Raw genomic sequence first — 25,953 nt, 5'->3', positions numbered from 1 at the left:
ACTTATCCCTATGCAAATTGGAACGATTTTTAAATGGCTCAACGATCAATTCCTTAAAATGGATTGGTTGTCACATCTGATAAAACGCTTGGTTGAAGATGTCTTTGGTTTAGACATCACAACACCATTAGGTGGCAGTATTCATTTTTTCATTTACGATGTGATAAAAATATTCATTTTGTTGTCCGTACTTATATTTGCAATTTCCTATATTCAAAGTTTTTTTCCACCAGAACGAACTAGGAAGATATTAGGCAGGTTTAATGGTATCACTGCCAATATACTTGGCGCTTTACTAGGTACCGTGACACCCTTTTGTTCCTGCTCCTCCATTCCTCTGTTTATTGGCTTTACAAGTGCTGGGTTACCCATAGGTGTTACGTTTTCTTTTCTTATATCTTCACCCCTTGTTGATCTTGCATCGGTTTTATTGTTAGCAAGTATTTTTAATTGGCGTATTGCTATCACTTATGTGGTTGTGGGTCTCATATTAGCTGTTATCGGCGGCACATTAATTAGCAAATTCAAACTTGAAAAATATGTTGAACCCTTTGTATTTAAAAACAAACTTATGGAAATGGAACAAGCCAGTTTAACTAAAAAAGACCGTGTTGTCTTTTCCAAAGACCAGGTACTGAGCATCATAAAAAAAGTATGGTTATACATACTCATTGGTGTGGGTATCGGGGCAGCCATACATAATTGGATTCCCGAGCCTATCATTAGTGCTGTTCTTGGTCAAGATAAATGGTATTCTGTACCCCTGGCTACAATAGTGGGTATACCAATGTATGCGGACATTTTTGGTACACTGCCTATTGCTGAAGCACTGGTTCTTAAAGGTGTTGGCATTGGTACCGCGCTAGCTTTTATGATGGCCGTTACTGCTCTATCCTTACCATCCATGATCATGCTCAAAAAAGTTGTGAAAACTAAATTACTTGTTATTTTTGCAACCATCGTTACCATTGGCATCCTTATTATCGGATTTGTCTTTAATGCCTTTGGTTATCTATTGATTTAACAGATTTCAATCTTGATTAACGAGCAACACCGTATCTTTATAACCCAAATACCGCATGTATTGAAAGGAGATTATAATGATTATTAAAATTTTAGGAACAGGATGTGCAAATTGCAGAAAGCTAGAAGCCAATACCAAAAAAGCTGTTAAGGCCCTTGGTATAGAAGCAACCATTGAAAAAGTTGAAGATCTACAAGATATTATGGCTTATGGTGTGATGAGTACACCAGCTTTAGTGGTTGATGAGCAAGTTAAAATAATGGGCCGTGTCGCTTCTCCAGACGAAATTAAAAAGCACCTCTAAACATGCTAATACCCTAACACTTCCTTATGCTAATGATAAGAAAATGTTAGGGTATCTTTAACGATGATCATTGATCGCATTTAGTTTTCTTTTGTTGCATAACGCAGAAACATATCACAAAACTGTTGATACATCTGTTCATAAGGAACATGCTCTGTCTCTACAACCATTAAAAAGTGAGTTCCCTCAAACCACCCCAAAATCATGTTGGCAGCTACATCAGCATCAATAGGTCTAAACTCTCCCTTTTCAACTCCCGTTCGAATGATACTTGCAAAAGTGTCTTTAAGTTTTCTATAAAAACCATGTAACACTTTAGAAATAGCTGGATTCGTCTTAGAAAAAACAAATATTTCAATCCAAGCCCTTGTTAAATCAGCACCAAAACTTTCAAAACTATATGTCTGAAATGCTGACTCTATTTGAGCGATACATGAATCATGTTTATTTATATCCTCTTGAAGCCTGCTCACATATTCATCCATCAGAAAATCCACAGTACACTTAATGAGACCCTCTTTGTTACCAAAATAATGACGTAAAATACCATGATTGCATCCAACTGTATTGGCAATTTCACGGATGGAAGCATTAGCCAGCCCTTTTTCTGAAATTACCTCTAAAAAAGCATTCATGATTTCTTCTTTTCTTATCTCTTCTATACTTCGTCTACTCATCTTTAACATTCCTCATTCTTATTATTTAGATACGATTTGTGATGGTTTTACATAATCCTGTTCAATTTGCACCTTCATACCTAGCCGTTTTATATCTTCAACATACCGCTCAGGATCAACATGATGACCCATGATGATAACACCGGGTTCTTTAATAGACCCATCCAATAGTTGAAGCACACCAGCAACCGTTGTAATAGCAGTACCTATCAATCCATCTTCATGGCTTATGCCGACTTTTAGTTTTGCATTATAGTGATTCACTTTACCCCTAGCTTCCATCAAGGCAATTGTGATATAAGGTGGCTTTGAGTATTTTTTTATGGTTCTAAGAATCCATTTTGCACCTAATTGCCTGCTCCAGTTAAACTTATGTAAACCTAAACCCATAACTAAAAATAAGATGATATTGGCAACCTTATTTAGACCCGCAACATAGAAATTGACTTCTTTAAAACCCAGATCGTCCGGTAAAGATCTTAATTCATTTGCATCCATAGGGTAGCATGTTATATCCTCAAATGTGCAACCAAAATCGATTTTTTTAGAAGCGGATTTGGGGACTACACGCCATTCACCATTTTTACATGCATACACTGGATCTGCTGCATAAATGAGTAGATCCACAACACTGCCATAAGTGGCATGCTTATCCTTAAGCATGCCAGCAAAATCCAAGCGGTCTAAAGAATCCAGTTGTTTAGCTGCCAAAAATGCCATGACAGACAACACACCGGGTATAAATCCAGCCTCAATCATAAAATATTTTCCAGAATTTTTAATTGGCTTTTCCAATTGTTTTAGTAATCGCAGTTTATCATTATCCCAACATAAATCAATATAATGAATATCCGCGTCAAAGGCAGCTTGAACAATACCTCCTCCAATGCCTAAGGATGTTATAGGAATACATGACATGACGATATCGCAGTTTTTAAAAGCCTGCCTTAATGCTTTTTCATTGGATGCATCTACTTGCATACCCTGTACCCGATCCCCATTAAATTTGGTATTAAGTTCTTTTGCCACCCTATTGGCTTGCATATGGTTTCGACCTGCTAGAATAAGATGTAAGTCCGTTTCCTGTAGTAGTAGTTCCGCAATACACACACCAGCACCGCCATATCCTCCAAGAATCATCATTGTCTTACATTTCATTTCTTATCGTAGTCCCCCTCTATTCATATAATCATTTAAAGTTCCCTCGTGTTATATATTAGCATTATTTATACGTTTGTATTATTTATTATACGTACGTATAATTTATCATATAAAGACAAAGCTGTCAAGTTCATTCACCTGTTTAATTTATCAAAATATACATTATTCCGCCCATGCTATCTCTTTTTATTGAATGATTCAAAGATATTATCATTCTCGTTCATTTATGTTATAATTTTTATAGAACATTTGACTTGTATTTTTTGTAATACTTTGATATCAATCAAATTCTATGGATTCAAACTTAAGATACTATTGTTTTTTGGGGATCCTTAAAAAATATATGGTATGATGTATATTTGTAAAAAAACGTAAAATAAAGGTATATGAAAGAGGCTTTAAAAATGACGAATAAGCGTATTTATTTTAATAATATTATAAGGTATATAGAAGCTCACTTATACTCGCCAATAACCACACAACAAATTTCTCAAGTAGGTTTTATCTCTTTAATGCAACTGTATAGAGACTTTTATGCTTATACAGGTCATTCCGTTAAGGAATATATTCGAAAGCGTAGGCTCTCTAATGCCCTTGCGTTAGTTAAATCTTCAAAAATGACCCTTGCAGATATTGCCTATTACTGCGGTTATAGTTCTCAACAAGCATTTCATAAGCAAGTTAGATCAACAACTGGTCAAACGCCTCTTCAATATAAGAAAAGTGACCACTATTACTATTATCCACCCTTTAAAGGCCCTTTCAAAACTTATATCAACGTTGCAAAAGAAAGGATTCCAGCCACCATATACTTGAAATTTTATGACAGTCAACTTAAAGGTATAGAAAACAGAGCTATTGAACATCTTTTTATGTTATTACCAGATTTCCATGGAAGACTATTTGGTCGTAATGGAACACAATCTAGTCATAAATTCACTTACGAACTTTATCTTGAATTGAATGATGATACTCAGCATTTGGTAAATCTAAACGCATCATATGGAGACTTAATTTGCTATGGTAATACATATCATCATCCCGTTCATACATATGCAACAACCACCGTTAACAATCATGAAGAAGCTATTCATCAGGCTTGGGATTATCTATACACGGATTGGCTACAATCAAGTATGTTCCAGCAAGCTCATGAAAACTTTTTTGAAGAATACATCATTAAACATGGTAAACCTATAAAATTAAAACTTTACTTACCTGTTAAAAAGAAATCAAATCCTTATGAAATTACAATAAAGCATGCACATCAGATGACCTTTCTTACTGCTCAACAGGAGGGTATCTATGCAGAAAAAAAAGCATCTAAACAGATTGCTCATTATTTTGGCATTTACTATCCAGATATTCTAGAAACAGCTCAGAATTTCATTGTCTCTAAGCATAAAGATAGGTATCTGTGCGGTATTCAGATAGATAAGCATCAAATTCATTTCCCTCTACCAACATATATTCAAACCTTAACACTTGCAGAAGGGTATTATGCTATTTTAAAAGGAGATTCTTGTGTGAATAGTTCCATATATGAACAAAGACTTATTTCTTGGCTTAATGATAATGGTCTATCAACACATTCTAGAACACCATTTACACTCTATCATTCTTCTTGCAGCAAAAATAAGTATGTGAGCATGTCTATATACTGCCCTTTAAACATGTTAAAAACGGATAATACAGTTGTATAAATCTACTGTAAAATAGTCCATAACATCATTAACCTAGACATTTGATGCTGTAAAATAGAAACAATACGAGAAAGGTGGAAATAAAAATGAGTACCGCAAAGAACCAAAAACCTCAGCATACACCAGAAGGATATCGTCCTAACAATACACCAACCATTATAAATATGGTAAAAGAAATAAAAGATAAGCAAAATGTAAAAGAAGTGTTTATTGAACAAATCAATCCACATACCCATATCGTCGATAGGGTAGAAACCAAAATTGTTGGTATTAAAATTGTTTTTTCTGCTGAGAGTAGAGGCTTGCCCATGCGTATAGGTACTAATACAGATAAAACCATGGCAGAAAAATATATTAGCAATGGTACTATTAAACTTTTATCAGATATTATAAAAATTGAGAATCCTGAAGTGATAGGTGTACGTACACATATTGAAGGTGCTGGTGCTTATCATTTAATTATCGGCATCGTTGTAGAAGACTTTGAACAATTACCTGAGCATTTACCAGAAGACACGGTTACTTTTGTTTGCCCACCATGTCGATATGCTAAGTTCAACATAAATGAACGAAATCTTAAACACAGAACAGGTTATGGCGAACGTATGATGGCTGACGAATATTTTGTGAATGGATTTCGAACTGACACAAACTACGTATACAATAAACAAGGATTTCCATTTTATGTGTATGATGACACAGGTGATGTCTTAATGAAATATGAACCCATCAAAACACCAAAAAGTCCTGCTGAAAAATTTGACAGCACGATTTTTAAAGTTGTAAGTATACCTGACATACTCTGTGCTTGCAGTATGACTCCGCCTGATTCAGAAGAGGATGTCATTTTCAAATATTTTAGTATACAGAATCAAGTTTCTAAGCTGGAATGTTCATATATGTATAATGATGATTATTATGGTTTTCCAACAAACACGCCTATAAAGGGCAAATATAATAGTTATTTTGGCAGTCGTGTTAGTAGCTTCGATGGCTTACCTGATACTGTTGAAAAAATGATTATCTCTGGTGGCATCTATCTTCACATCAGTCAGCTAGAATTTAATGGTGATAATCCTATAATGCTTTATAACATTGCATTCAATCATCTCGTAGAGTTGTTTTTAAATAAAAATCCTGATTATGAGCAAGATCAGAGCAAACATATTTTCGCTCGCTTTCGACAGGCAAATGCTGCCTCTATATTTGTACCATTAACCTATAAGAGCGTATAATAATAACCCTTCTACCATTCAATATGTATGGCATGCCTATATAGGTAGGAGGGTTGTTTTTTTACAATCTTATGACGTCCTTGCACTTAACTCATAAACAATATTGAGCAATCTGTTTAATGCTTCCAATTGAGAATTATCAAACAACCCTAAGATGCTTAATAATTCCTCCGAAAGCTCCTGATTATCATTACCTGTCAGAATATACTCTGTTGTAACACATAATCCTTTTGCTATGCGGTATAAAGTATCGGCAGAAAATCCCTTTTGTCCTGTTTCAATTTCATAAAGAAATTTTGGAGAAATATCAGCTATCTCAGAAAAAGCTTCTCGTGTCAAGTTGTTTAATTCTCTAAGCTTCCTAATCCTTAATCCTGCTTTCTTATAAATATTATCCATCATTACCACTCTCCCATTAACATCTTAAGTGTTTTGAACTGAAAACAAAACGGCCTATAGTGCCAATATTGTCAACTTATAGCAGCAATAGTCTGTTTATGTTTTATTATATCAATTATATAAATGCTTTATTAGAATTTATTTATCAATACTTTATGAAAGAGTTTTTTTGTAAATTATTGTCATTATTTATATAATTTAATTATGTTATTTCAGTATTTAATATTACATTAATATATAATCATTTTATTATTTTAAAAATAATGTAAGTTCACCATTTGCATATAAGTTATGATGAACATAAATTTTACATTTGACATAATAAAAGGGTTTTTTTATACTCACCATGCTACATTTAACATGAATGATATCCTTAGGTAAAACTGCTTTTCTAAACTTAGCGTTATGTATACCTACTAAATAAGGCATACTGTCATGATGGGAATCCAAGAATAATCCACAACTGGTCTGAGCCATTATTTCGCATAAAATGACGCCAGGAACAATTTGTTTTGAAGGAAAATGTCCTTTAAAAAACCATTCATTGCCTGTAAAAAAGTATTTACCAATGATACTATCATCTTCTAATATATTGATTTCATCAATAAGTAGCATTGGCTCCCTATGTGGAATTATTTTTTTAATATCTTCCTTATATAAAGTTTTCATTAGCTAATCCTCCTTACATTATTATCCTATGGCATCCTAATAAGGCATTTCATGTAATCCTATACACATTTTCTTTTTTAGAGGTGATACATTCTTGAATATAGACCCCATATAATCTGCACTTACTAGACCTTGATGGTATAAGCCTTTTGAAGTTAAACCGTATCCATCTTTATTTTCATAGATAAGATTTTTACTTATTTGATTGTTAATCTGACTAGAAAATTCATCTGTTACCCGTGTATGAAACGTTTTGAAAAACATTTCTTTGGATACAAAACCCTTCCTGAAACCAATAACCATTGCTCTTTCCTTTTGTTGTGTGTAGGTTATTTTTGGACTTATTCTTTCTATGGGTAGTTTATTGTCCCTTACTTTACTAATATAACCATTAATCGTCCTTTGATTTTGGTAGCAATAGCCATTGATATAACCAAAACTAGAAGAACCAAATGATATATTATTACCATAACCATCATATATTAAATCCCAGAATTTCACCGTCTTCCCCTTTTTACTGTATTCCTGAGTACTTTGAATGCTATAATTATGGTTTAATATATACTCATGGGATTTGCTAAACATGTCATACATTTGCTCTTGTGTGGGCAGGGACATCTTTTTGTTTTTTTGAATATCTTTATATAACTTGGTATAAGCAAATAGAGTGAGTTTATAAATGGATAGATGTCCTAGGTTCAACGCAACAGCTTTTTTTACATCATTTAAAAAATATGCTGTATTGGTTTCTGGAAATCCAAAAATTAAATCCATGGATATATCGTCAAAACTCAGTGTCTTTACCTTCTCAAACCAATCCATGATAGCATGACTACTATTTTGTATATGCAATCGCTTACGCATATCATCATTAAAGGTTTGAACACCTGTACTTACTCTGGTTATACCTAAGTTTTTTAGTCGTTTAAGCTTTGAATAATCAGCATTATGTGGGTTACACTCTATACTCATCTCACAATGATTAATATTGAAACATTTTTTTAGTGTGGTTATAATGCTATAAAGTTGTTTTTCCGATAATACTGTTGGTGTGCCTCCACCAATAAAAACAGAACCGATTCTTTGTTCTTTTATATAATCATGAGATGCATATAACTTTATTTCTCGAATTAAGGCATCTACATATGACTGAATCATATCTATTGACTTAGGTTTTAACATCCTATTGTAGATACAAAAATCGCACAGGCTATCACAAAAAGGTATATGTATATATATAGGAACCTCAACATCTTCTTGAATGGGTTGTTCAAATATGTTTCGAACATGATGGTCAATATTGGTTTTATTAAACAATGGATAATTCATAACTGCCACATCATACGTATTATAATTCATCTTTTCACCTTCTATTTTCAAAAATAACAGCTTGGGCCATGTTGCCACCTGCGGACATAACACTAAGCCCATATTTTGAGTTTCTCCTTAACATTTCATGTATTAATGTGATGTCCATTCTTAGTCCAGTTGCACCAATGGGATAACCAAGAGCTAGATTACCACCATTAACATTTACCTTTGATTTATCTAAACCTAAGCTATCAATGGTTACCATGGCTTGCACAGCAAAAGACTCATTGATTTCATACAAATCAATATCTGATTTTTTCAAAGCACTCTTTTTCAAAATACGCTCCACACACTTAGCCATTGCATGGCCCATTCTATCATTTGCTACACCAATCGTTTCCATTGCATGTACAACTACAAGAGGGTTTAATCCCATATGTAACGCTCTATCATATTCTGCTATTAACATAGCTGCAGCACAATCACACATGGTTGCAGCATTATATTGTGTCAGTACGCCATCTTTTAAGAACATTGGAGGAGCACTTATGATGTCATGCTGGGATCGATCACTTAACAAGAGTTCGTCCATATACAATTCATGTTCTTGCTTATCTTTCTTGTACCTTATTGGTACAATTTCATCTCTAAAATGCTTTTGCTTATTTGCATGAATCGCTTTTTTCATACTATCGATTGTATACTCATCCTGCATTTGTCTTGTTATATTATGTGTTCTTGACAAACGCTCACATATATAAGTCATATCGTTTTCAAGAATATTATGACGGATATCATTAAAAGTAGGCATTCTATTACGTATTGTTTTTTTAATGTTTTTCTTCATATAGTGAAGTGCATATGATGAGTTACTAACTTTTTCTATGCCACCTACTAACATGGTTTTTTCATTTTCACATTGTATTTTATGACAAGCAATAGCTAATGCTTCATCAGATGATGCACATGTTTTATTAACTGTTGTAGCGCTAATTGTAGGGGGTAATCCCACAGATAGTATCGCTTTTCTACTCAAGTTATCTCTTTCAATAGGAAAACTTGAACCAACAATTGCTTCATCAATCGTTAAAGGTTTATTTATCTTTATAACAGCTTTAAATACTTCTGCTAATAATTCTATTTCTCCAATATAATTGAGCTCCCCTGGTATCTTACTGATTGGACTTCTACATGCTGCAATCACCGCTGCTTTTTTCATGGCTTTCCCCCTTTTCACAGTCTATTATTTATATCGATACTTCCCATACCTTGATATTATAAAAATTGTAACATCTGATTCAGCGAATCCACCATTGTCACATTATACGCATTCACGTCATGATCTCTGTTTACCCATATGGCATTGATTCCTTGTTGTTTAGCACCTAATATATCTTCTTGTAAAGAATCCCCCACCATTAATAGTTCATTGTTCTGCATATGCATGTCCTGAAGAGCCTTATCAAAAATAGCCTTTCCAGGTTTGTTACACCTTGCATCTTCAGAAGATATCACATAATCAAACGCAAAACCCTGACTATCCATGGATTCATACAATACATCATTATCAGCATTGGTAATTAGCGCCACCATGTATTTATCTTTTAATTGTTCTATGGTATGTCTTGCGTCCTCATATGCTTGAGGTGATCGAAACAAATGATAAACAAATGTATTAAATGCATGCAAGGAATGTTCTACATTGTATTTTTCACAAGTTCTACGATAGCTTTCTTCTAGTATGCTACTACCTGTCATAAAATCTGAATGACAAATATATTTCGCTCGTTGTTTCGTAAAGCACATGTTAAATTGTTCAACTGATATTTGGTCATTCTTACTTTTTAGAAATCTCTCAAACCAATTTCGAATATCAGTAAACGGTTGACCAATATTGACCAGGGTATTATAATAATCAAAACAAATAGCTTTTATCCCTAAGAACTTCATTTATCCTCCTACCAAAATTCCTGCTTAACTTTTCACTTCTCTGATCGTTAAATAAAATAGACTCTGACTGAAACTCATTGGACATGTTATCCAATCGTCTTAATAGTCTTTCCATTATTTTTCTATCTTTTCTTGTGATTTTATCCATAACTAATTTACCTGGTAAAGACTCTACCAGAATAAGATGATGTCCTTTAAAGTGAAACTTAAGCATATCCAAAAATTTTTTACATTCATCGCGATATATCGTAGACTCAGCCCATGAGGTAATAAATAAAAATAGGGGCTTATCTTTAAAATAATGCTTATTTGCATGACAAAAATCAATAACGCTTGCCATAGGTTTACCTATAAAAATAGGGGTACCTATAATGAAATAATCAACATTATGTTTCATTCTTTCTGTTATGTGGTTGATCGTAATCTGGCCTATGGTAATTTCAGATACAATCCATTGACATACTTGTTTCGTTGATCCATATTTAGAATCATAATATAGCATACCTTTCATCTATTTATCCTCACAATTTTTTAAAATAGTTTATTACCCTATTTAAACGTTCTTTAGAATTAATTTTATGTATTAACTCAACATACTTTTGTAAAAAAACCTTTTTTGTCATATGGGGTAAATCATATAATAAAGAGAAGCCATCGTAATCACTCCAAGTTGATGATAACGTTTGATTTTTCTTCAAATTATTATAAAAGCGCGTACCTGGAAAAGGTGTCGCTATGGTTATATTGGTACCATATATACAGGTATCTATTATAAATTCATATAAGTCATCAAAGGTTCTTTCATTATCTTCATGAAGACCCAATACAAAACTTCCAATGACGCCAATCTTATGTTGTTGTATGGTATGAATTGCTTTTTTATATTCTAGTCTCTTAGATGCTTTAAATCCTGAGCTATTTAATTCAATGAGATTCTTATCATTTAAGCTTTCAAAGCCAATAAGAAGTTTTCGACAGCCAGATGGTGCCAAACGATGTAACAGATCTTGTTTCCTATAGATTGAAATATCCGTGAAAGCATACCATTCAAGCTTCAATTCCTCCAGAATATCCAGAACTTGGTGACTATCATGTTGGCTAACCAAAAAGTTATCATCTGTAAAAAAAATAAAGGGATTTTTCCATAGTTTTTTTATAACTGTTAATTCATCTCTAACTTGCGCCATATCTTTTCTTCTAATCATTTTTCCGTATATGGTGGAAGATAAGCAAAAATTGCATTGATGGGGGCACCCTCGAGAAAGCTGAACTGGAACACTTTTGTAAGGATACTTTCTGGCCAATTCATACATGGGTACGGGTGATTTTTTTAAATCTGGCTTAGCGGTTGATACATACATTGACTGGATGCTGTTTGTGGTCAAATCATGCATAAAGCTTTCCATTGAATCTTCTGCTTCTCCGATAAAAATTGCGTCAGCATGTGCCAAAGCTTCATTTGGCAACATCGATACATGTGAACCACCCATGAAAACTTTTATCCCCCTGCGTCTTAATTTGTTGGCATAATCATATGCTGTTAGCGCTTGTGATGTTGTAGGTGACATGAAAACAAAATCGACGTTATAGGACGCTATTTCTTCATAATTCAAATCCACATAATCAATGTTATGACTAATTTTAGATAACATACTTCCTATGGTTAATAGTCCAAGTTGAGGTGTACTCCAAAGACGATTTCTGGATTTAAATTCATAAAGTGTCAAATCGTAAAGACTTGATGAACAACTGGAAAGACTTGGTAAAGCTAATAGTAATATTTTATACATCATGTTACTCCCAAAACTTATTTATGGATACTTTATAGACACTGTTTTTTATTGTATCTGAGAAAACAAATTCTTGATTTGAAATCGATACAAGAGCTCCGATATGACAAAGCTTGTCATAGCCAAATTGACGCCATTTGTGATTATCTAATATTAATTCCAAGACTCTAGATCGTTGATGAAAAAGATATATCTTTCTATGTTCACTGATGTAAAGATCACCATCTTCATCAACGGTAATAGCAATAGGCGTAAAATCACTTCTAACAGTAACACCATGGCCATTTGTTTTTACATCAAACCATACAATTTGCTTATGACCCGTATCCGTTACATAAAGGATACCCTCATGTAAGTATATACCATAAGGCTTGCTGCATTTTATTTCTTTTAAGACGGATACTTCTTCCTTCAAGTTTATTTTGCATATTCGATTATGAAGAAAATCAGAAACATAAATATTTCCCTCAAAATCGCTTGCTATGCTTCCTGGTAAATTAATGGCTTTTTCCATGTTATTCGTTATGTTTACTTCTTCCCAATATTCATGGGCATATTTAAATATACAATGATGTGCTGCATCTGTTATGTGTAATTTATTGGAACGATATGCGATTGCTAATGGCTTTTTCAAGCATAATTTATCACGATTACACATAACGGGTAGTTCTTCAACTACCTTATTATGATACTTGATCACACGTTTGTTTTGCATATCTGTTATAAACAATGTATTGTGCATACCATCGTAACATATTCCAGATGGATTGGATAATCCAGCATCTTTATTAATCAGTAATTCAATCTGTAGAATTTTACTCATTTTCTATACAACTTCTTACTAAATCTGCAAACGAAGCGATATCTTTTATTTTATCCATATTTAAATCGCTATCATCAATTTCTATGTCATAGGCTTCTTCAATCTCAACCAAAATAGATAAGGCTAATATAGAATCTATACCCAGTGACAATAATGGTGTACTATACGTTAGGGTTTTAACTTTTGCTTTATCCTTTAATCGTGATACGATTATTTCTTTTACCTTTTCCTCAATTTTCATTCCTATTCTCCTCTCAAAAAAGTTAATTTTATTTTACAAATACGATTATTTCCACCATCCAAAATATACAGCATATTATCATATACCGCTAATCCATTAGGATTTGTAAGTTTATATGTGCGAATATCTTCTCTTTGTCCTGTTCCGCTACCACACCCTCCTACTAACGTCAATATTTTATTTTCCTTTTTGCTTACCACACGAATACTACTATTACCTGCTTCTGCAATATATAGATTACCTTCAGAATCAAGACATACTGCAACTGGACGATTTAACGATGACAATAGGGGATCCTCATTATCTACAGTGTCATGAGATAGACCATTTCCTACACATGTTTCAATGATATTGGTATTTAAATCAACTTTCCGAATTCTATGATTTAAATAATCGACGATATATAAAAAATTCCCTTTATTATCAATCGCTATATTATAAATTTCATTAAAAGATGCATTAGAGGCTAAACCACCGTCACCACTAAATCCAAAACGACCATTTCCAGCGAAGGTTGATATGATTCCATTGGTATCTATTTTTCTTATGACGTTATTTGCAATGTCATTGATATATATATTATTTTTTTTATCCACTACTATACCACCTGGTTTATTTAACTTTGCATAGACAGCAAGCCCACCATCGCCACTATATCCTGCTTGACCCCTACCACAAATAGTCGATATTTGATTGGTTATTAAATCGACCATGCGAACAGCATCATTACCTGTATCGGTAATATACAGTTTTTGATCCCATATACATAATCCAGTTGGTTTATTCAATTGGGCTTTATCCGCATAACTGCCATCTCCGCTATAGCCATAGGTACCATTACCAGCAATGGGGCTTACATAACCATTATGGTAACAAAGTATCTGATGATTATTTTGATCGGCAATGAACAAGTTACCAAGTCCACCCATAGCAATGGCTTGTGGCTCCCACAATAAACATGTTGAAACAGGTGTGGGCGTATGCGTATGACCTATTTCACCCCATCTACCAATGATTGACTTGATTGAAAGGGATTCATTGAATAGGATTCTATTAACATGATCCTCTGTGTTCTCCATATAACACGACACATGATTTCTTCTAAGTGATTTTGCTAAGAATAATGCGGTCACTGCTTTTTTACATAAAATATCTTTCCCGCCATTTTCAGGAAATGTCGCTATCCCTGCACTAAAAGTCATTCTTACATGTTTATAATCTTCTCCTAAATGTGTAAGAAATCTTTCTTTTTTGAACCTTGTTAGCGTATGATTAATTCGTTTCTCGGTACTCCTAATAGAATGATTATGTAAAATAATTGCAAATTCATCGCCACCTAACTCATAAAACACATCTTCTGTTTCAAACGCTTGCAAGAAAAACGCCATGATGTTATTCATGGCTTCATGGCACTGTTCTTCAGAAAATCGTATGCAATAACGAATAAAAAAATCAATATCAATTAAAGCAATAGAAAAATGATGATCGATTTTAGACAATGCTGTTTCTAACTTATTGAGTAATTGTTTCATGTCTCACACCCACACTTCTCGTAGTTTGTTTATTTGCCTCTTAACACATTTGTATTATTTCGCTTTTAATCAAAACTCTGATAGAATTGCTGTTCATCATTGGTCATCTTTTTCGTACCAAAAAAACTTAAATAACGATTTATCTTTTTCTGCAACTGATTAGTAACCCATGGCGTATTCACTTTATCATAGGTAAACTTAGACCACTCTCCTAAAGAACTTGGGAATAACATGCCATATTCCTTGGCAATATCATAGAGTGGGGTTCCTAAGTAAGGTGAAAAGATAAATAAAAGTATTTCTGTTTCGCTATATAGCGTTTTTATTTTCTCAATAAGTGAAATCGTATGTTGGGTATCCTTTTCGGGATGCCACGGAAAACCTACCATAAAGGATAGCGATGGGAATAGTCCAAATTCCTTACACCTTTTTATAAGTTCTAAAATTTGTTTATTGGTATGCTTTTTATTTATCTTCTTTAATACCTCTTCATCACCTGACTCAACGCCAACAATGATACGATAAAAACCACTTTGCTTTAACATCTCAATTTCCTGTTGCGTAAGTTTTAAAAACTGATTGGTGACAATGGTGCCATCCCATCTTAGCTTTAGATTATTTTTAATAAAAAGTTTAGCTATTTCCATAGCTCTTTTTTTATGCACAAAAAAATTATTATCAAAAAAGTGTAATGCATCAATATGATAATGATCCTTTAGCCATTGAATATCATGAACTATGCTTTTTGCTGCTAAACCATACCACTTTCTGTGATAAAGTGCGCTAATGGAACAAAAGCTACAACTGGATGAACAGCCTCTACTTGATTCATAGCCCAATAATCGTTGATTTCCCCATGCCTTGTGTATATATCTATCAATATCGACGCACTTATACCCATCTTTCATGCTATGGGGTATCTGAGAGCTATTGAATACCATCTTATATGTTGTTATACACTTACCATCCTTGGTTTTATAGATTATATTTGGTACGCTATCTAAATGCTCATTATTCTTGATACACTTTGCAAGTTTGGTTATGGTGTGTTCGCCTTGTCCAATAACAACAATATCCACTAGCGGATGTTTAATTGTTTCTTCAGGCATTAAACTAGCGTGCCAACCGCCCCATATAATTTTAATTTTTTTGCTATAGGATCTTACTTTTTCTGCGAATTGCAGCCCGTTAAGTATCTGGTAGCTGGTTGTAGCACTAATACCTACCATAAACACATCGTGCAATTTTTCTATAATTTCCTCCTCTTCGTAGTGATCTAATCGTTCGTCAATAACCTCTATATCATAGTTGTTATATAACTGAGAAGCTAGTGCAATGATTGATAATGGTAAATCTGTATATAGGGTTTTTTCACCTTTATTAACTAAAAAGGACGGATAGAACAGGATCACTTTATTCATACTATCTCTCCTATCAAGAACTGTTTAGTGAGTTTATTTAGAATACGATACATGTAATCATAGTCAAGCTTATTATCAAGTATCAATGATTGAATATGTACAACGTCACTGATAAGGGTTAAAAATATACCAAAGGCAATTAACGCATTGTATGGTATATGCTGGTATCCCATATCTTGTACTATGTGGGTAAACTCCGCTATGTAAAAGTTATAGATTGTTTTTAATCGCATCTTAATGTACTCGTCCTGTTTATCTTTTATCAGTTTCCATAAATCAATATACGTTGAAAGGGACTGTGGATACTTTTTAGATCCCATGGTATAACCATAAATAAGTGTATTCAGCTTTTGATCCTTATTCGGCACTTTATGTATGCTCGCTTTTATTTCATGCACCCATTTTTCACCAGCATATTCGATAACATCCATCAAAAGTTCCTTATCACCAAATAGAAAAAAATCATTAAGCCTATCCTCGTTCAACCCTGTCTTCTGTGCCATCTTTTTTATTGTAATGTGTTCAATACCTTTATCTAGCATCTCACTTAATGCTATTATAATGATTCTTTGCTTTATCATCATTCACCAACCATCTCTCAAAAAATTGAATAACATAATCATCATACTCTTTGCGGAGTATGGTTCTGTTTGTCATATGATGTGCTCTTTGTACTGTAATAAGTTTTGATTTATTAGCGTTAAGTGTTTGATAGACGTACTCAGCATTTTTATAAGAAATAGTACGATCCCGCTTACTATGTATCATTAAAATGGGTATGTCATCCATGCTGAGCAATCGCTTCTTCATCCTTCTACTCATTTTATAGAAACCTATGACGTATAGATAATAAAATAAAAAGACGATTCTCCTTATAGGCTCTTTCACTTTTTTACTTCTTAATACATGATTGAAATACTCTTTCACAAATATAAGGGGTCCACTATCAACCATAACTGCAGCTATTTCTGATGTTATATCAAGAGCACTTATTGCTACGGTAGCACCCATTGAAAACCCCATAACACCATAGGGACCTTTTATATCTAATGCCTTTAATTTATAAAAGAATCGTTTCATATCATCTTCTAATGTATATTTATTACCTCTTCTTGATTCACTTTCCCCATGGTTAATGTAATCAAAGCTTACAACAGTATAATTTTCTTTCAATAGTGGTTCAATATAGGCATATATGGATGTTTTAGAACCACCTAGATAATGACAGGCAATAATCGTTCCTTTAGGCTTTTGATCTGGTATATATTCAATGGCCCACATCTTAAGATTATCTTGTGATTGAAAAGTAAATTTTCTATATCGATAAGGAAGGTTATTTTCATTAATTAAATGGCATCTATTTGGATGACTACCTTCATATACCAGTTGATAACCTTTTATCACATTATGTATTATATAGATGATTAAAACTGCCAAACTTATTCCTACCATATTACATCACAATTCCTTTCAATTATCACACACTACTTTTCTTATGGCATTATTTCCATAATCTGCAATATATAAATGCTGTTTATGTTTGATAATCCCAGCTGGTATATTCAATCTTGCATTGGCTATATTAACCCGCTCATCCACATAACCCGGTTCACCATTACCTACGATAGTCGTTATGATTTTGGTTGACAAATCAATCTGACGTATACAATGATTATTTGCATCTGCAATGTATAATTTGTTATCATATATGCAAAGCCAATAAGGTCCATTTAGCTTTGCCTTATAACAACTATCATGGTCACCAGAATAACCTGCTTCACCATTACCACACAATGTTTCTATGATACCGTTTTCTAGATTCACTTGACGTATACAATGATTGCCATAGTCTGCAATATACAACATTTTCCCATCAGGTTTGACACATAGCCCGTAAGGTCTATCCATGCTAGCCTCCACAGCGCTAAAGTGATCACCTGTATAGCCATAGTCACCATTTCCAGCTATTGTTGTAATGACGCCATCCACATTAATTTTTCTAATTACATTATTTCCATAATCATTGGTATATAGATTACCCTGGTTATCAACTACAATACCCCCTGGTCTATTTAAATTTGCCTCTAAAGCATTGGCTCCATCCCCACGATAACCACTTTCTTTATTGCCAGCCACAGTAAATATGACATCATTTTCTATTTTTCGAATACAGTGATTACCTGTATCCGCAATGTATATCTTACCTGATTTATGTACGGCTACACCGCTAGGTTTACAGAGTTTAGCATATATGGGGTTTTGTCCATCACCATCATACCCACACGCTCCACATCCTGCTATAACATGTACTCTACCATTTGTCACTCCCTTAACCTGATGATTGGACCGATCAACAAATAATAAACACTGATTCACATCCATATCCACACCATAAGGTTGAGCTATTGATGCTAAATAAGCCATGGTCTTATTCCTTGATTGACCTTTTAGACTTCTCCCAATAACTGTTGTACAAACGCCTTCATGCTTAATAAAGTGCATTTTTTTAGCTTGAGAAAAGGCTACTCTATTTCTCCCATTTTTCTTGGCACTTAATAAAGCAATCTCAGCTGATTTTAGCAATAAAAATGTACCATTTAACGCTGTTGATGATAGGGCTACACCCATGCTAAATGTTAAAGGTACTTTTTCATATGGCGATACATGAATAAATTTTGTTTTTCGAAAATCCTTTTTTAAGGTATTCACATGTTCACGAATAAAGGTATCCTGTTTGTTGACATAGAGTATGCCAAATTCATCCCCACCATATCTGGCAACAAAAACGTCTTTGTCTTTTGATAAAAACGCTCCGATTTTCTTTAATACATCATCTGCATTCTTCTTGCCAATCTTTTCATTAATATTTGTAAAAAAATCAATATTCAATAGCGCAATGGCTATATGATGCTTTTTCTGTAATGATTTACCGATGAACTGTTCTACCCATACCTTATTAAAAAGGCCTGTTAGTACATCATGATTTTTTTGCATACTATATCCCTCCCCCACCATCAAGGGTTATTACCTGACCCGTTAAATACGGAGGTGATAGCTCTTCATTTGCGAGAAAATTAACTGTCATTGCTACTTCTCTAGGTGTACACATCCGTTTCATAGGAATACTTTTCAGTAATTTGTCCAGATGCTCTTTGGCTAAGCCTTTTAGCATGTTTGTTTCTACTGGTCCTGGGGCAATGGTGTTTACACATATATTGTAGGTGGCTACTTCTTTTGCAAGTGCCTTTGTAAATCCTATGATACCTGCTTTTGAAGACGAATAATTGGTCTGACCCGCCAACCCACTTATACCACTTACTGAACCCATGTTTATGATGCGTCCCTTACGTTGCTTTAATAAATATGGCATAGCTGATTTTACAACATTAAATACACCGGTTAGATTAGTATTCATCACATCATCCCAGTCTGAGGGCTCCATATATAATAGCGACTTGTCTTTTTTAATGCCTGCATTATTAACGATGACATCTATGTGTTTATATTCTCTTATCACCTTATTGATAAGCTCTTTGACATCTCGATAATCTTTCACATCAACACCATATGCTTGTATATGACCTGCATTACCACGACATGATGCAACTATTTTCTTTGCATCCGCCTCATTTTTAAGATATGTAAAGACCACATTTGCTCCTTTTGCAGACAATAATTCCACGACTGCTTTTCCAATGCCACATGAACCACCTGTAATGATTATTGTTTTGTTTACTAAACTCATTTCTTCTTCCATAACTCCTTTAAATTCTATTTTATGGTTTTCCTAAGTTATATTTTTTAAGCCTCTTAGGCAACTCTTTTGAAAATACAATTTGAATGAATGGTATTAATTGAAATCTATTCAATACACCTTTATTGATGATCGCTTTTGTTTTTTGCAATGTGGGAAATGCATGTTGTAATAAATCTGTTGCAAATGATTGAACGAAATCTTCTACACAACCATTGTCTATTATATGATTTATTATCCCCATATCCTTTGCATCTTGGGCAATTATTCTCTCATTGGTCATGCCTATCCTTTTTGCATTAGGGATGCCTACTGTCATTTTAATGATATCTAGCCCACCATCAGCCAATAGGCCCCCATACTGAGGATCAGGTAACCAAAACCATGCGTTTTTATGTGCAAATATAAAATCACAAGCCATAACAATGGAAACAGCTGAACCAATGACAGCACCGTTTACGGCTGCTATGTATATTTTCTTGGAGTTCATTATCTGTTTAACAATACCATGAACACACCACACAGCCTTAAGAATGCGTATCCTCATTTCTCTGCTCTTACAATCTGTCAAGCTACTTAAATCAAGTCCAGAGGAAAAAATGGTCCGACACTTACTTGTCATGATGACACACTGAATGCTATTATCATTTTCTATGACTTTTATGTGGTTACGCAGTTCTTTTAAAAACAATAGATCCAATGCATTAGATGGTTGTCTATCTAAGGGGAGTATTTTAATTCTGTCATTTGAGATGTAGGCATGCATCTTTATTTTCACCACCTATATATGGCACATGTTTATTGATGCTATTCATGATAGAATGACTATCAAATTTTTCATAAACCACATCACAGCTAATGTTATAAAACGTTATGCCTTTTTGTTCAAAATATGCTTTGAATTGATGGATGGTTTGAGGCAAGAAAGAACAATTGTGGTGTGACAGATTGATGACAATCTCTGTATGCGTTTGACGCATCATATCATGTATCTTATGTATCCTGCGATGGGTATTATAAAATAATGATTGCTTTATTTTTTCTGTTAATGCATCAAAAAAATTATCTTGGTATAGCTTATAATCTCCAAACATCCACATTTCTTCATAAACAAATTTGCAATGGGTATATTTTTCTATTTTGGTTAGCATATTGTTATCCGATAATGGTATAAGACCCATCCAACATATAGTGGGTTTATTATCTTTTTGATATGTGCTTATGTTCTTTTCAATACAGCTTAATAGTCCTTTTAATACATAGGTTGCACTATCTTTCCCAAAATCATTTTCTATGGGAAATATTTTTAAGCAGTCATCACTTCGTATAATACCAGGATATTGCATTCTATAATGATCTATTGTCTTCTTTAAGTCATGGGCAGCATTTGATCGTCTAACCACATCTTTGATATCCTCTATCACTTGATATTGACTTGATAAATAATCGTGAACATCTTCTAAATCTTTTCTTAATTGCCGTAATGATAGATAAAAAATAGGAATTTTATAGGTGTTATGCAGATAGTCACATAGCTTCACTGCATCCTTACAAGGGTATCTAACAGCAATTATCATTTGTGGCTTTGGGATAATCTTTTGTTCAATAAGTTTAAGAAAAGCTTTTTGATAAGAGCATATACCGTGATGAAGTGGTGTCGTTGTATCCTTATCTAACATATTCATGCCAACAGCAAGCCCTACTAGACGTTCTATATAAATCACTTCTACATCATAGATACATGCTAACTCAGAAGGAAAATAGTATGTACTGAGAATATAGGGACTACCGTTATAGATATTTTCCAACGCCTTGAACTGAGATTTTATATAGGTTGATATGAATTTTTTATCCGTATTTTTCATGAATCGAATGGTTAAATCCAATTTATTTAGGAATTCATCCATTTTCCCAAGCAATTAAAGCCCCCCCTAAAGCACCTGTAATCTGTGGTTCAAAAGGCACTTGTATAGTCGTAAACTTCCTTTTCATAGAACTGGCAACCCCTTCATTCTTAGCAACGCCTCCCGTTAGCACCACATCACCAACATAATCCATTGAACCCACCATAGCCTTGATACGACTCACAATGGACTCATATATACCTGCAATGATATCTTCTTTTGCAACGCCTTTTGCAATGCCAGATATGACCTCCGATTCAGCGAAAACGGTACATGTGCTACTTATTCTATAAGGTCTACGTGACTTCATCCCATAGGATGAAAATTCTTGCATATCCATCTTCATAACACCTGCCATAACTTCTAGAAAACGTCCTGTACCTGCTGAACATTTATCATTCATCATAAATGTTTCCACAATATTATCTTTTGAAAGCTTTATAATCTTGCTGTCTTGTCCACCAATATCAATGACTAATGCTGCATTGGTATATAATGCCCGCACACCTATAGCATGACAGGTTATTTCTGTCACTGTTTTATAGGTATCTGGTACATTCCGTCTTCCATAACCTGTTGCCACTATCCTCTTAATGTCTTTTCGATGAATGCCGGTTTTCATACAAATCGTTCTTATTATACGCTCTACGGACTCTCTATGATCGTATCCACTGTAATCAATCACATAATCCATGATTTTTTTGTTACGGTCTATCAGTACAGCGTTGATTGATACAGAGCCAACATCAATCCCCATATACATATCTTCTCATCTCCATACTCTCTGAAAATGCTTCCATTCTTAATTTCATTTGCTCCGACGAAAAACTTTCGTCATCTATACAATCACCCGATAGCTCTAAGAATGGCATTTTTATTTCCTTAGCAATTTGCCGTATCTCCCAGGATGAACCGGGAATTGCACGACAGCCTTGATGCATAAACATAACCATACCATCTATTCTATAAGCATGAATAATGCTTTTGTATAGACGAATCCTTTTTGATACATCTCCTAGATAAAAGTGTGACATTGCTTTTATTGCCATACCATGAACTGGATTATCCTCACTTAACTTATCCCAATATATATAACCCGTAATATCAAAGGCAATCACACAGTTTAAGGTTTCTTCAAAAAAACCCATGATATCATTTGCATACAGAGGTGCAAAGTGAATCCATAAAATTCGATAAGGTTGCTTATCCGTCATATAGCTATTTGAACGCTTTTCTTTTATTTCCATTAATTGATGATAATAATTTTTAGTTACTTCTCTTCCAAGTTCTGAACCAAATAAGAATGTAGCACCATATAAATTACGAATAGCTAAGTTACCATAAAATAATGTATCTTTTTTTCTAAGATTATTGGCTTCTTGCATATAGTTTCTTGCTTGATTCGATAAGAAAATAGCTTTCTTTAATTGGTGACGTTCAATGGATTGGTTCGTATACTTTTCAAGAATAACCTTTGCTTCAACTAGTTGATTCATAACACATGCGATATTTTCCTTAGTGGTCTTATAGGGAATATCTATTAGTAAGACTTTTGTGTTGAATCGTCTCTCAAAATATCTGATCATACCTCCCCCTCCATCACATATATGGGATGAAAAGATGGCTATTTTGGGTGGAGGTATATGACCACATTCCAGAGCACCTATTACAGCTTTATGATATGAACAAAGATTACGATTATAACCCATAGCATGAGCATGGGTAATGTATTTGCTAGATAGTTTTAACGTTGCTAGCCAACCTGCAATAAGCTCTGTGTTAATGGGAATTAATGAAGCAGCATAGAAAAGTTCTGTTGGCATAACCATATTCGTCCAAACAATACGGTTATGTTCTTCCCACATTTTTTCCAGATATATATGCAGTTGGTTTTTCACAATTAATTGTGCTGACCTAAGCTCCATATACTTACACATATAGCTAGACATCTGTAACCGTCGCATAAAAGGATTTATCATTTATAATTTTTCTCCGTTCTTAATCGTCAAGCATTCTTTAAACGCTTCATATCTTATCTTACTTCTCTCTGATATTCTGAGGGTAAATTCTTCCTCTACATATAAAACATTACAAGCATATTTACTGCAAATTCTTTTTAATTCAGGGTATAAAAACATGCTATGATCACATCTTCCAACCATCATAAAAATTAACCCTTTTACCAATGGAATCCTTTTCTCAAACCACTGATAGTAGTTCATCATCCTAGGACATGATACATCACTACGTTTATTACTGCGTAATTGATCGCCTCGATTTTCGGATGTACAAGTATCAAAAATAAGACTGTTCTCATGAAATAGTTTTATTAAATCTTCCTTATAGTTTTTATGCATTGCACTTGAAATAACCCAAATATGCTCCTTAGTATAAGGTTGATTTTTAGGTTCTATTCTGTTATCACACCCTATCTTGATGCCAAAATGCTGAGCTAATTTAACCATTAAATCATCAACTTGTATGGATGGATGATGACGAGGAATTTCCATCATGTATGTAAATATATTGGGATAATAATAGGTCACATAGTCATATAACCGTTGCATACTATTACAGCAATTCGTAAAAATAATGCCATCATATGCTAATACATCCATATGTTGACAATAATTCACGAAACTACAGAGGTTACCCGATAGTTTTAAATTACCCGTTACGGGTTGTTGTATATCTGCAATATTGATCATGTCAAAACCTGCACCTTCTAAAGTGCCATAAGGCACAAAGGAACACATATATAAAATCTTTTTTTTCATCTGCTCTTACTCTTCTCTTTATATATTTCTTTGAAATAATCTAATTTATTCTTTTCGAATGCTTTGGAGTTAACCGTCATAATAAGCTCCAAATATAGCTCATTTAACTTATCTATGGTTAAATGATTCAATGCCATGACAGGTTGAAATATCGTATAATAATCCCAGTTATACGTCAGTATTTTATTTTTTCTTTTCATGTCATGAAATAGGCGTGTACCAGGATAAGGTGTTACAATTGTAATGTTTGCACCGTAGAGCTTGGTGTCATATATAAACTCTGCTAGATATTTGAACGTATCCTGGTTGTCATGTAATTGTCCAACCATAAAACTCCCTGTTACCCCTATGCCATTGGATTGAATTTTTCTTATGTATTCCTTATATTTTTTTAAATAACCATATTTGAAATTATCTTGATCAATATGGTATAGATTATGATGTTCAACACTTTCAAACCCTATTAAAACTTGTCTTAACCCACTTTTGTAGGCTGATATAATGTCCCTTTCATCATTAGCAAAAGAAATATCTGTATTGGCATACCATGATAGATGATGATGTTTAAGCGTATCTATTAATCGGTTAAAATGACGCTCATTGCTAAAGATATTGTCATCTGTCACATATACTCTTTTTGCATATGGTAAGTTGCTAACATCACTTAGTTCTTGTTCAATCTGCTTTCTACTTTTATGACGAAATGTATTGCCGTACAAACCATTAACATTACAAAATTTGCAATTATTAGAACACCCTCTAGCTGTTTGAATAGGCACTAAATGTTGTTCATGTTTTTGTAACTTATGATAAGCAGGAATTGGGGAATAGGCCATATCCACTTGATTTCTTTCTTGCACATATATTGATTTTTGTATGCCTTTTCGAAAGTCATGTAGAAAATCGCGAAATATGTAGTCCCCTTCACCAATCATTAAGGTATCGCAATACTGCATACTCTCCTCTTGCATGAAAGTGGCATGGACACCGCCAAGAAGAATCCAAGCACCTTTTTTACTGAATTCTTTTGCGTACCCATAAGCTCTTTTTGCTGTTGGTGTTACTGTATATATACAAACAATATCATAGTGTTTATTTACACGAACATCTCTAAAGTCTTCGTCAATGATATCAACTTTATATCGTTCACTTATAGCAATAGAAGCCAATAATAAAATAGATGGGGTTATAACCTTCCATCTATTCTTTTGAATTTTGTCTTGTATAGCTTTAGACCAATATGTATTATATACATAATTGCCTCTCGGCCCATTCATT

At 33.7% G+C, this 25,953-nt stretch carries 27 protein-coding genes; 4 read left to right on the top strand and 23 right to left on the bottom strand.

Annotated elements, in window-relative coordinates:
- Positions 1-10: 10 nt before the first annotated feature.
- Positions 11-1,024, top strand: coding sequence for a permease (locus HZI73_RS06050; RefSeq protein WP_212697361.1), 1,014 nt, complete (start codon positions 11-13; stop codon positions 1,022-1,024).
- A gap of 76 nt (positions 1,025-1,100) precedes the next feature.
- Positions 1,101-1,328 (top strand): thioredoxin family protein, encoded by a 228-nt coding sequence (locus tag HZI73_RS06045; protein WP_212697360.1) that lies wholly within the window; start codon positions 1,101-1,103, stop codon positions 1,326-1,328.
- Positions 1,329-1,408: 80 nt separating this feature from the next.
- On the opposite strand, the gene HZI73_RS06040 is transcribed toward HZI73_RS06045, so the two are convergent.
- Together HZI73_RS06040 and HZI73_RS06035 are read right to left on the bottom strand one after the other, a co-directional pair.
- The gene (locus HZI73_RS06040; protein ID WP_212697359.1) at positions 1,409-2,005 is read right to left on the bottom strand and encodes a TetR/AcrR family transcriptional regulator; all 597 of its coding nucleotides are present in this window, start codon (positions 2,003-2,005) and stop codon (positions 1,409-1,411) included.
- A gap of 21 nt (positions 2,006-2,026) precedes the next feature.
- Positions 2,027-3,163, bottom strand: a complete 1,137-nt coding sequence (locus HZI73_RS06035; RefSeq protein WP_212697358.1) for a saccharopine dehydrogenase family protein — start codon at positions 3,161-3,163, stop codon at positions 2,027-2,029.
- A gap of 407 nt (positions 3,164-3,570) precedes the next feature.
- Here HZI73_RS06035 and HZI73_RS06030 point away from each other — a divergent pair, with 407 nt between their 5' ends.
- Together HZI73_RS06030 and HZI73_RS06025 are read left to right on the top strand one after the other, a co-directional pair.
- A complete protein-coding gene (locus tag HZI73_RS06030; RefSeq protein WP_212697357.1) occupies positions 3,571-4,869 on the top strand; it encodes a helix-turn-helix domain-containing protein in 1,299 nt (432 codons plus the stop codon).
- Positions 4,870-4,955: 86 nt separating this feature from the next.
- A complete protein-coding gene (locus HZI73_RS06025) occupies positions 4,956-6,104 on the top strand; it encodes a GyrI-like domain-containing protein (RefSeq protein WP_212697356.1) in 1,149 nt (382 codons plus the stop codon).
- Positions 6,105-6,173: 69 nt separating this feature from the next.
- Here HZI73_RS06025 and HZI73_RS06020 read toward each other — a convergent pair whose 3' ends face one another.
- The 21 genes from HZI73_RS06020 to HZI73_RS05920 form a co-directional block, all read right to left on the bottom strand.
- Positions 6,174-6,506 (bottom strand): helix-turn-helix domain-containing protein, encoded by a 333-nt coding sequence (locus HZI73_RS06020; RefSeq protein ID WP_212697355.1) that lies wholly within the window; start codon positions 6,504-6,506, stop codon positions 6,174-6,176.
- 246 nt (positions 6,507-6,752) lie between these two features.
- Positions 6,753-7,172 carry a 3-hydroxyacyl-ACP dehydratase FabZ family protein gene (locus tag HZI73_RS06015; RefSeq protein WP_212697354.1) on the bottom strand — a complete coding sequence of 140 codons (420 nt, stop codon included), beginning with the start codon at positions 7,170-7,172 and terminating at the stop codon, positions 6,753-6,755.
- A gap of 36 nt (positions 7,173-7,208) precedes the next feature.
- A complete protein-coding gene (gene hemW / locus HZI73_RS06010) occupies positions 7,209-8,603 on the bottom strand; it encodes a radical SAM family heme chaperone HemW (protein WP_212697353.1) in 1,395 nt (464 codons plus the stop codon).
- A complete protein-coding gene (locus HZI73_RS06005; protein WP_212697352.1) occupies positions 8,536-9,702 on the bottom strand; it encodes a thiolase family protein in 1,167 nt (388 codons plus the stop codon). Before HZI73_RS06005 ends, hemW begins: the two co-directional genes overlap by 68 nt.
- A 56-nt stretch (positions 9,703-9,758) precedes the next feature.
- Positions 9,759-10,433 (bottom strand): HAD family hydrolase, encoded by a 675-nt coding sequence (locus tag HZI73_RS06000; protein WP_212697351.1) that lies wholly within the window; start codon positions 10,431-10,433, stop codon positions 9,759-9,761.
- Positions 10,399-10,944, bottom strand: coding sequence for a flavodoxin family protein (locus HZI73_RS05995; protein WP_212697350.1), 546 nt, complete (start codon positions 10,942-10,944; stop codon positions 10,399-10,401). The genes HZI73_RS06000 and HZI73_RS05995 overlap by 35 nt, the downstream gene beginning before the upstream one ends.
- A 10-nt stretch (positions 10,945-10,954) precedes the next feature.
- Positions 10,955-12,226, bottom strand: coding sequence for a B12-binding domain-containing radical SAM protein (locus tag HZI73_RS05990; RefSeq protein ID WP_212697349.1), 1,272 nt, complete (start codon positions 12,224-12,226; stop codon positions 10,955-10,957).
- Between the two features lies 1 nt (position 12,227).
- A complete protein-coding gene (locus HZI73_RS05985; RefSeq protein ID WP_212697348.1) occupies positions 12,228-13,046 on the bottom strand; it encodes an NHL repeat-containing protein in 819 nt (272 codons plus the stop codon).
- Entirely contained in the window at positions 13,039-13,287 is a 249-nt protein-coding gene (locus HZI73_RS05980; RefSeq protein ID WP_212697347.1) for an acyl carrier protein, read from the bottom strand. The genes HZI73_RS05985 and HZI73_RS05980 overlap by 8 nt, the downstream gene beginning before the upstream one ends.
- A gap of 2 nt (positions 13,288-13,289) precedes the next feature.
- Positions 13,290-14,819, bottom strand: a complete 1,530-nt coding sequence (locus tag HZI73_RS05975) for an NHL domain-containing protein (protein WP_212697346.1) — start codon at positions 14,817-14,819, stop codon at positions 13,290-13,292.
- Between the two features lie 65 nt (positions 14,820-14,884).
- Positions 14,885-16,240 carry a B12-binding domain-containing radical SAM protein gene (locus HZI73_RS05970; RefSeq protein ID WP_212697345.1) on the bottom strand — a complete coding sequence of 452 codons (1,356 nt, stop codon included), beginning with the start codon at positions 16,238-16,240 and terminating at the stop codon, positions 14,885-14,887.
- The gene (locus tag HZI73_RS05965; protein WP_212697344.1) at positions 16,237-16,824 is read right to left on the bottom strand and encodes a TetR/AcrR family transcriptional regulator; all 588 of its coding nucleotides are present in this window, start codon (positions 16,822-16,824) and stop codon (positions 16,237-16,239) included. Before HZI73_RS05965 ends, HZI73_RS05970 begins: the two co-directional genes overlap by 4 nt.
- Positions 16,784-17,692 carry an alpha/beta hydrolase gene (locus HZI73_RS05960; RefSeq protein WP_212697343.1) on the bottom strand — a complete coding sequence of 303 codons (909 nt, stop codon included), beginning with the start codon at positions 17,690-17,692 and terminating at the stop codon, positions 16,784-16,786. Before HZI73_RS05960 ends, HZI73_RS05965 begins: the two co-directional genes overlap by 41 nt.
- An 18-nt stretch (positions 17,693-17,710) precedes the next feature.
- Entirely contained in the window at positions 17,711-19,234 is a 1,524-nt protein-coding gene (locus HZI73_RS05955) for an NHL domain-containing protein (RefSeq protein ID WP_212697342.1), read from the bottom strand.
- A 1-nt stretch (position 19,235) separates the two neighbouring features.
- Positions 19,236-19,985, bottom strand: coding sequence for a 3-oxoacyl-ACP reductase family protein (locus tag HZI73_RS05950; protein WP_212697341.1), 750 nt, complete (start codon positions 19,983-19,985; stop codon positions 19,236-19,238).
- Between the two features lie 31 nt (positions 19,986-20,016).
- Entirely contained in the window at positions 20,017-20,760 is a 744-nt protein-coding gene (locus tag HZI73_RS05945) for an enoyl-CoA hydratase/isomerase family protein (RefSeq protein ID WP_212697340.1), read from the bottom strand.
- Complete coding sequence (locus tag HZI73_RS05940; RefSeq protein WP_212697339.1) at positions 20,738-21,913, bottom strand: 2-hydroxyacyl-CoA dehydratase family protein; 1,176 nt, start codon at positions 21,911-21,913, stop codon at positions 20,738-20,740. The genes HZI73_RS05945 and HZI73_RS05940 overlap by 23 nt, the downstream gene beginning before the upstream one ends.
- Complete coding sequence (locus HZI73_RS05935; protein ID WP_212697338.1) at positions 21,894-22,655, bottom strand: acyl-CoA dehydratase activase; 762 nt, start codon at positions 22,653-22,655, stop codon at positions 21,894-21,896. The genes HZI73_RS05940 and HZI73_RS05935 overlap by 20 nt, the downstream gene beginning before the upstream one ends.
- The gene (locus HZI73_RS05930; protein WP_212697337.1) at positions 22,645-23,835 is read right to left on the bottom strand and encodes a 2-hydroxyacyl-CoA dehydratase subunit D; all 1,191 of its coding nucleotides are present in this window, start codon (positions 23,833-23,835) and stop codon (positions 22,645-22,647) included. The genes HZI73_RS05935 and HZI73_RS05930 overlap by 11 nt, the downstream gene beginning before the upstream one ends.
- 42 nt (positions 23,836-23,877) lie before the next feature.
- Positions 23,878-24,675: a 2-hydroxyacyl-CoA dehydratase family protein gene (locus HZI73_RS05925; protein WP_212697336.1), complete on the bottom strand. Its 798-nt coding sequence runs from the start codon at positions 24,673-24,675 to the stop codon at positions 23,878-23,880.
- Positions 24,672-25,952 (bottom strand): B12-binding domain-containing radical SAM protein, encoded by a 1,281-nt coding sequence (locus HZI73_RS05920; protein WP_212697335.1) that lies wholly within the window; start codon positions 25,950-25,952, stop codon positions 24,672-24,674. Before HZI73_RS05920 ends, HZI73_RS05925 begins: the two co-directional genes overlap by 4 nt.
- Position 25,953 lies beyond the last annotated feature (1 nt).

This window comes from Vallitalea pronyensis (assembly GCF_018141445.1).
In the GTDB taxonomy this organism is placed as follows: Bacteria; Bacillota; Clostridia; order Lachnospirales; family Vallitaleaceae; genus Vallitalea; species Vallitalea pronyensis.
The sequence above is the reverse complement of the archived record's forward strand: the minus strand, read 5'-3'. Positions and strand labels throughout refer to the sequence as shown.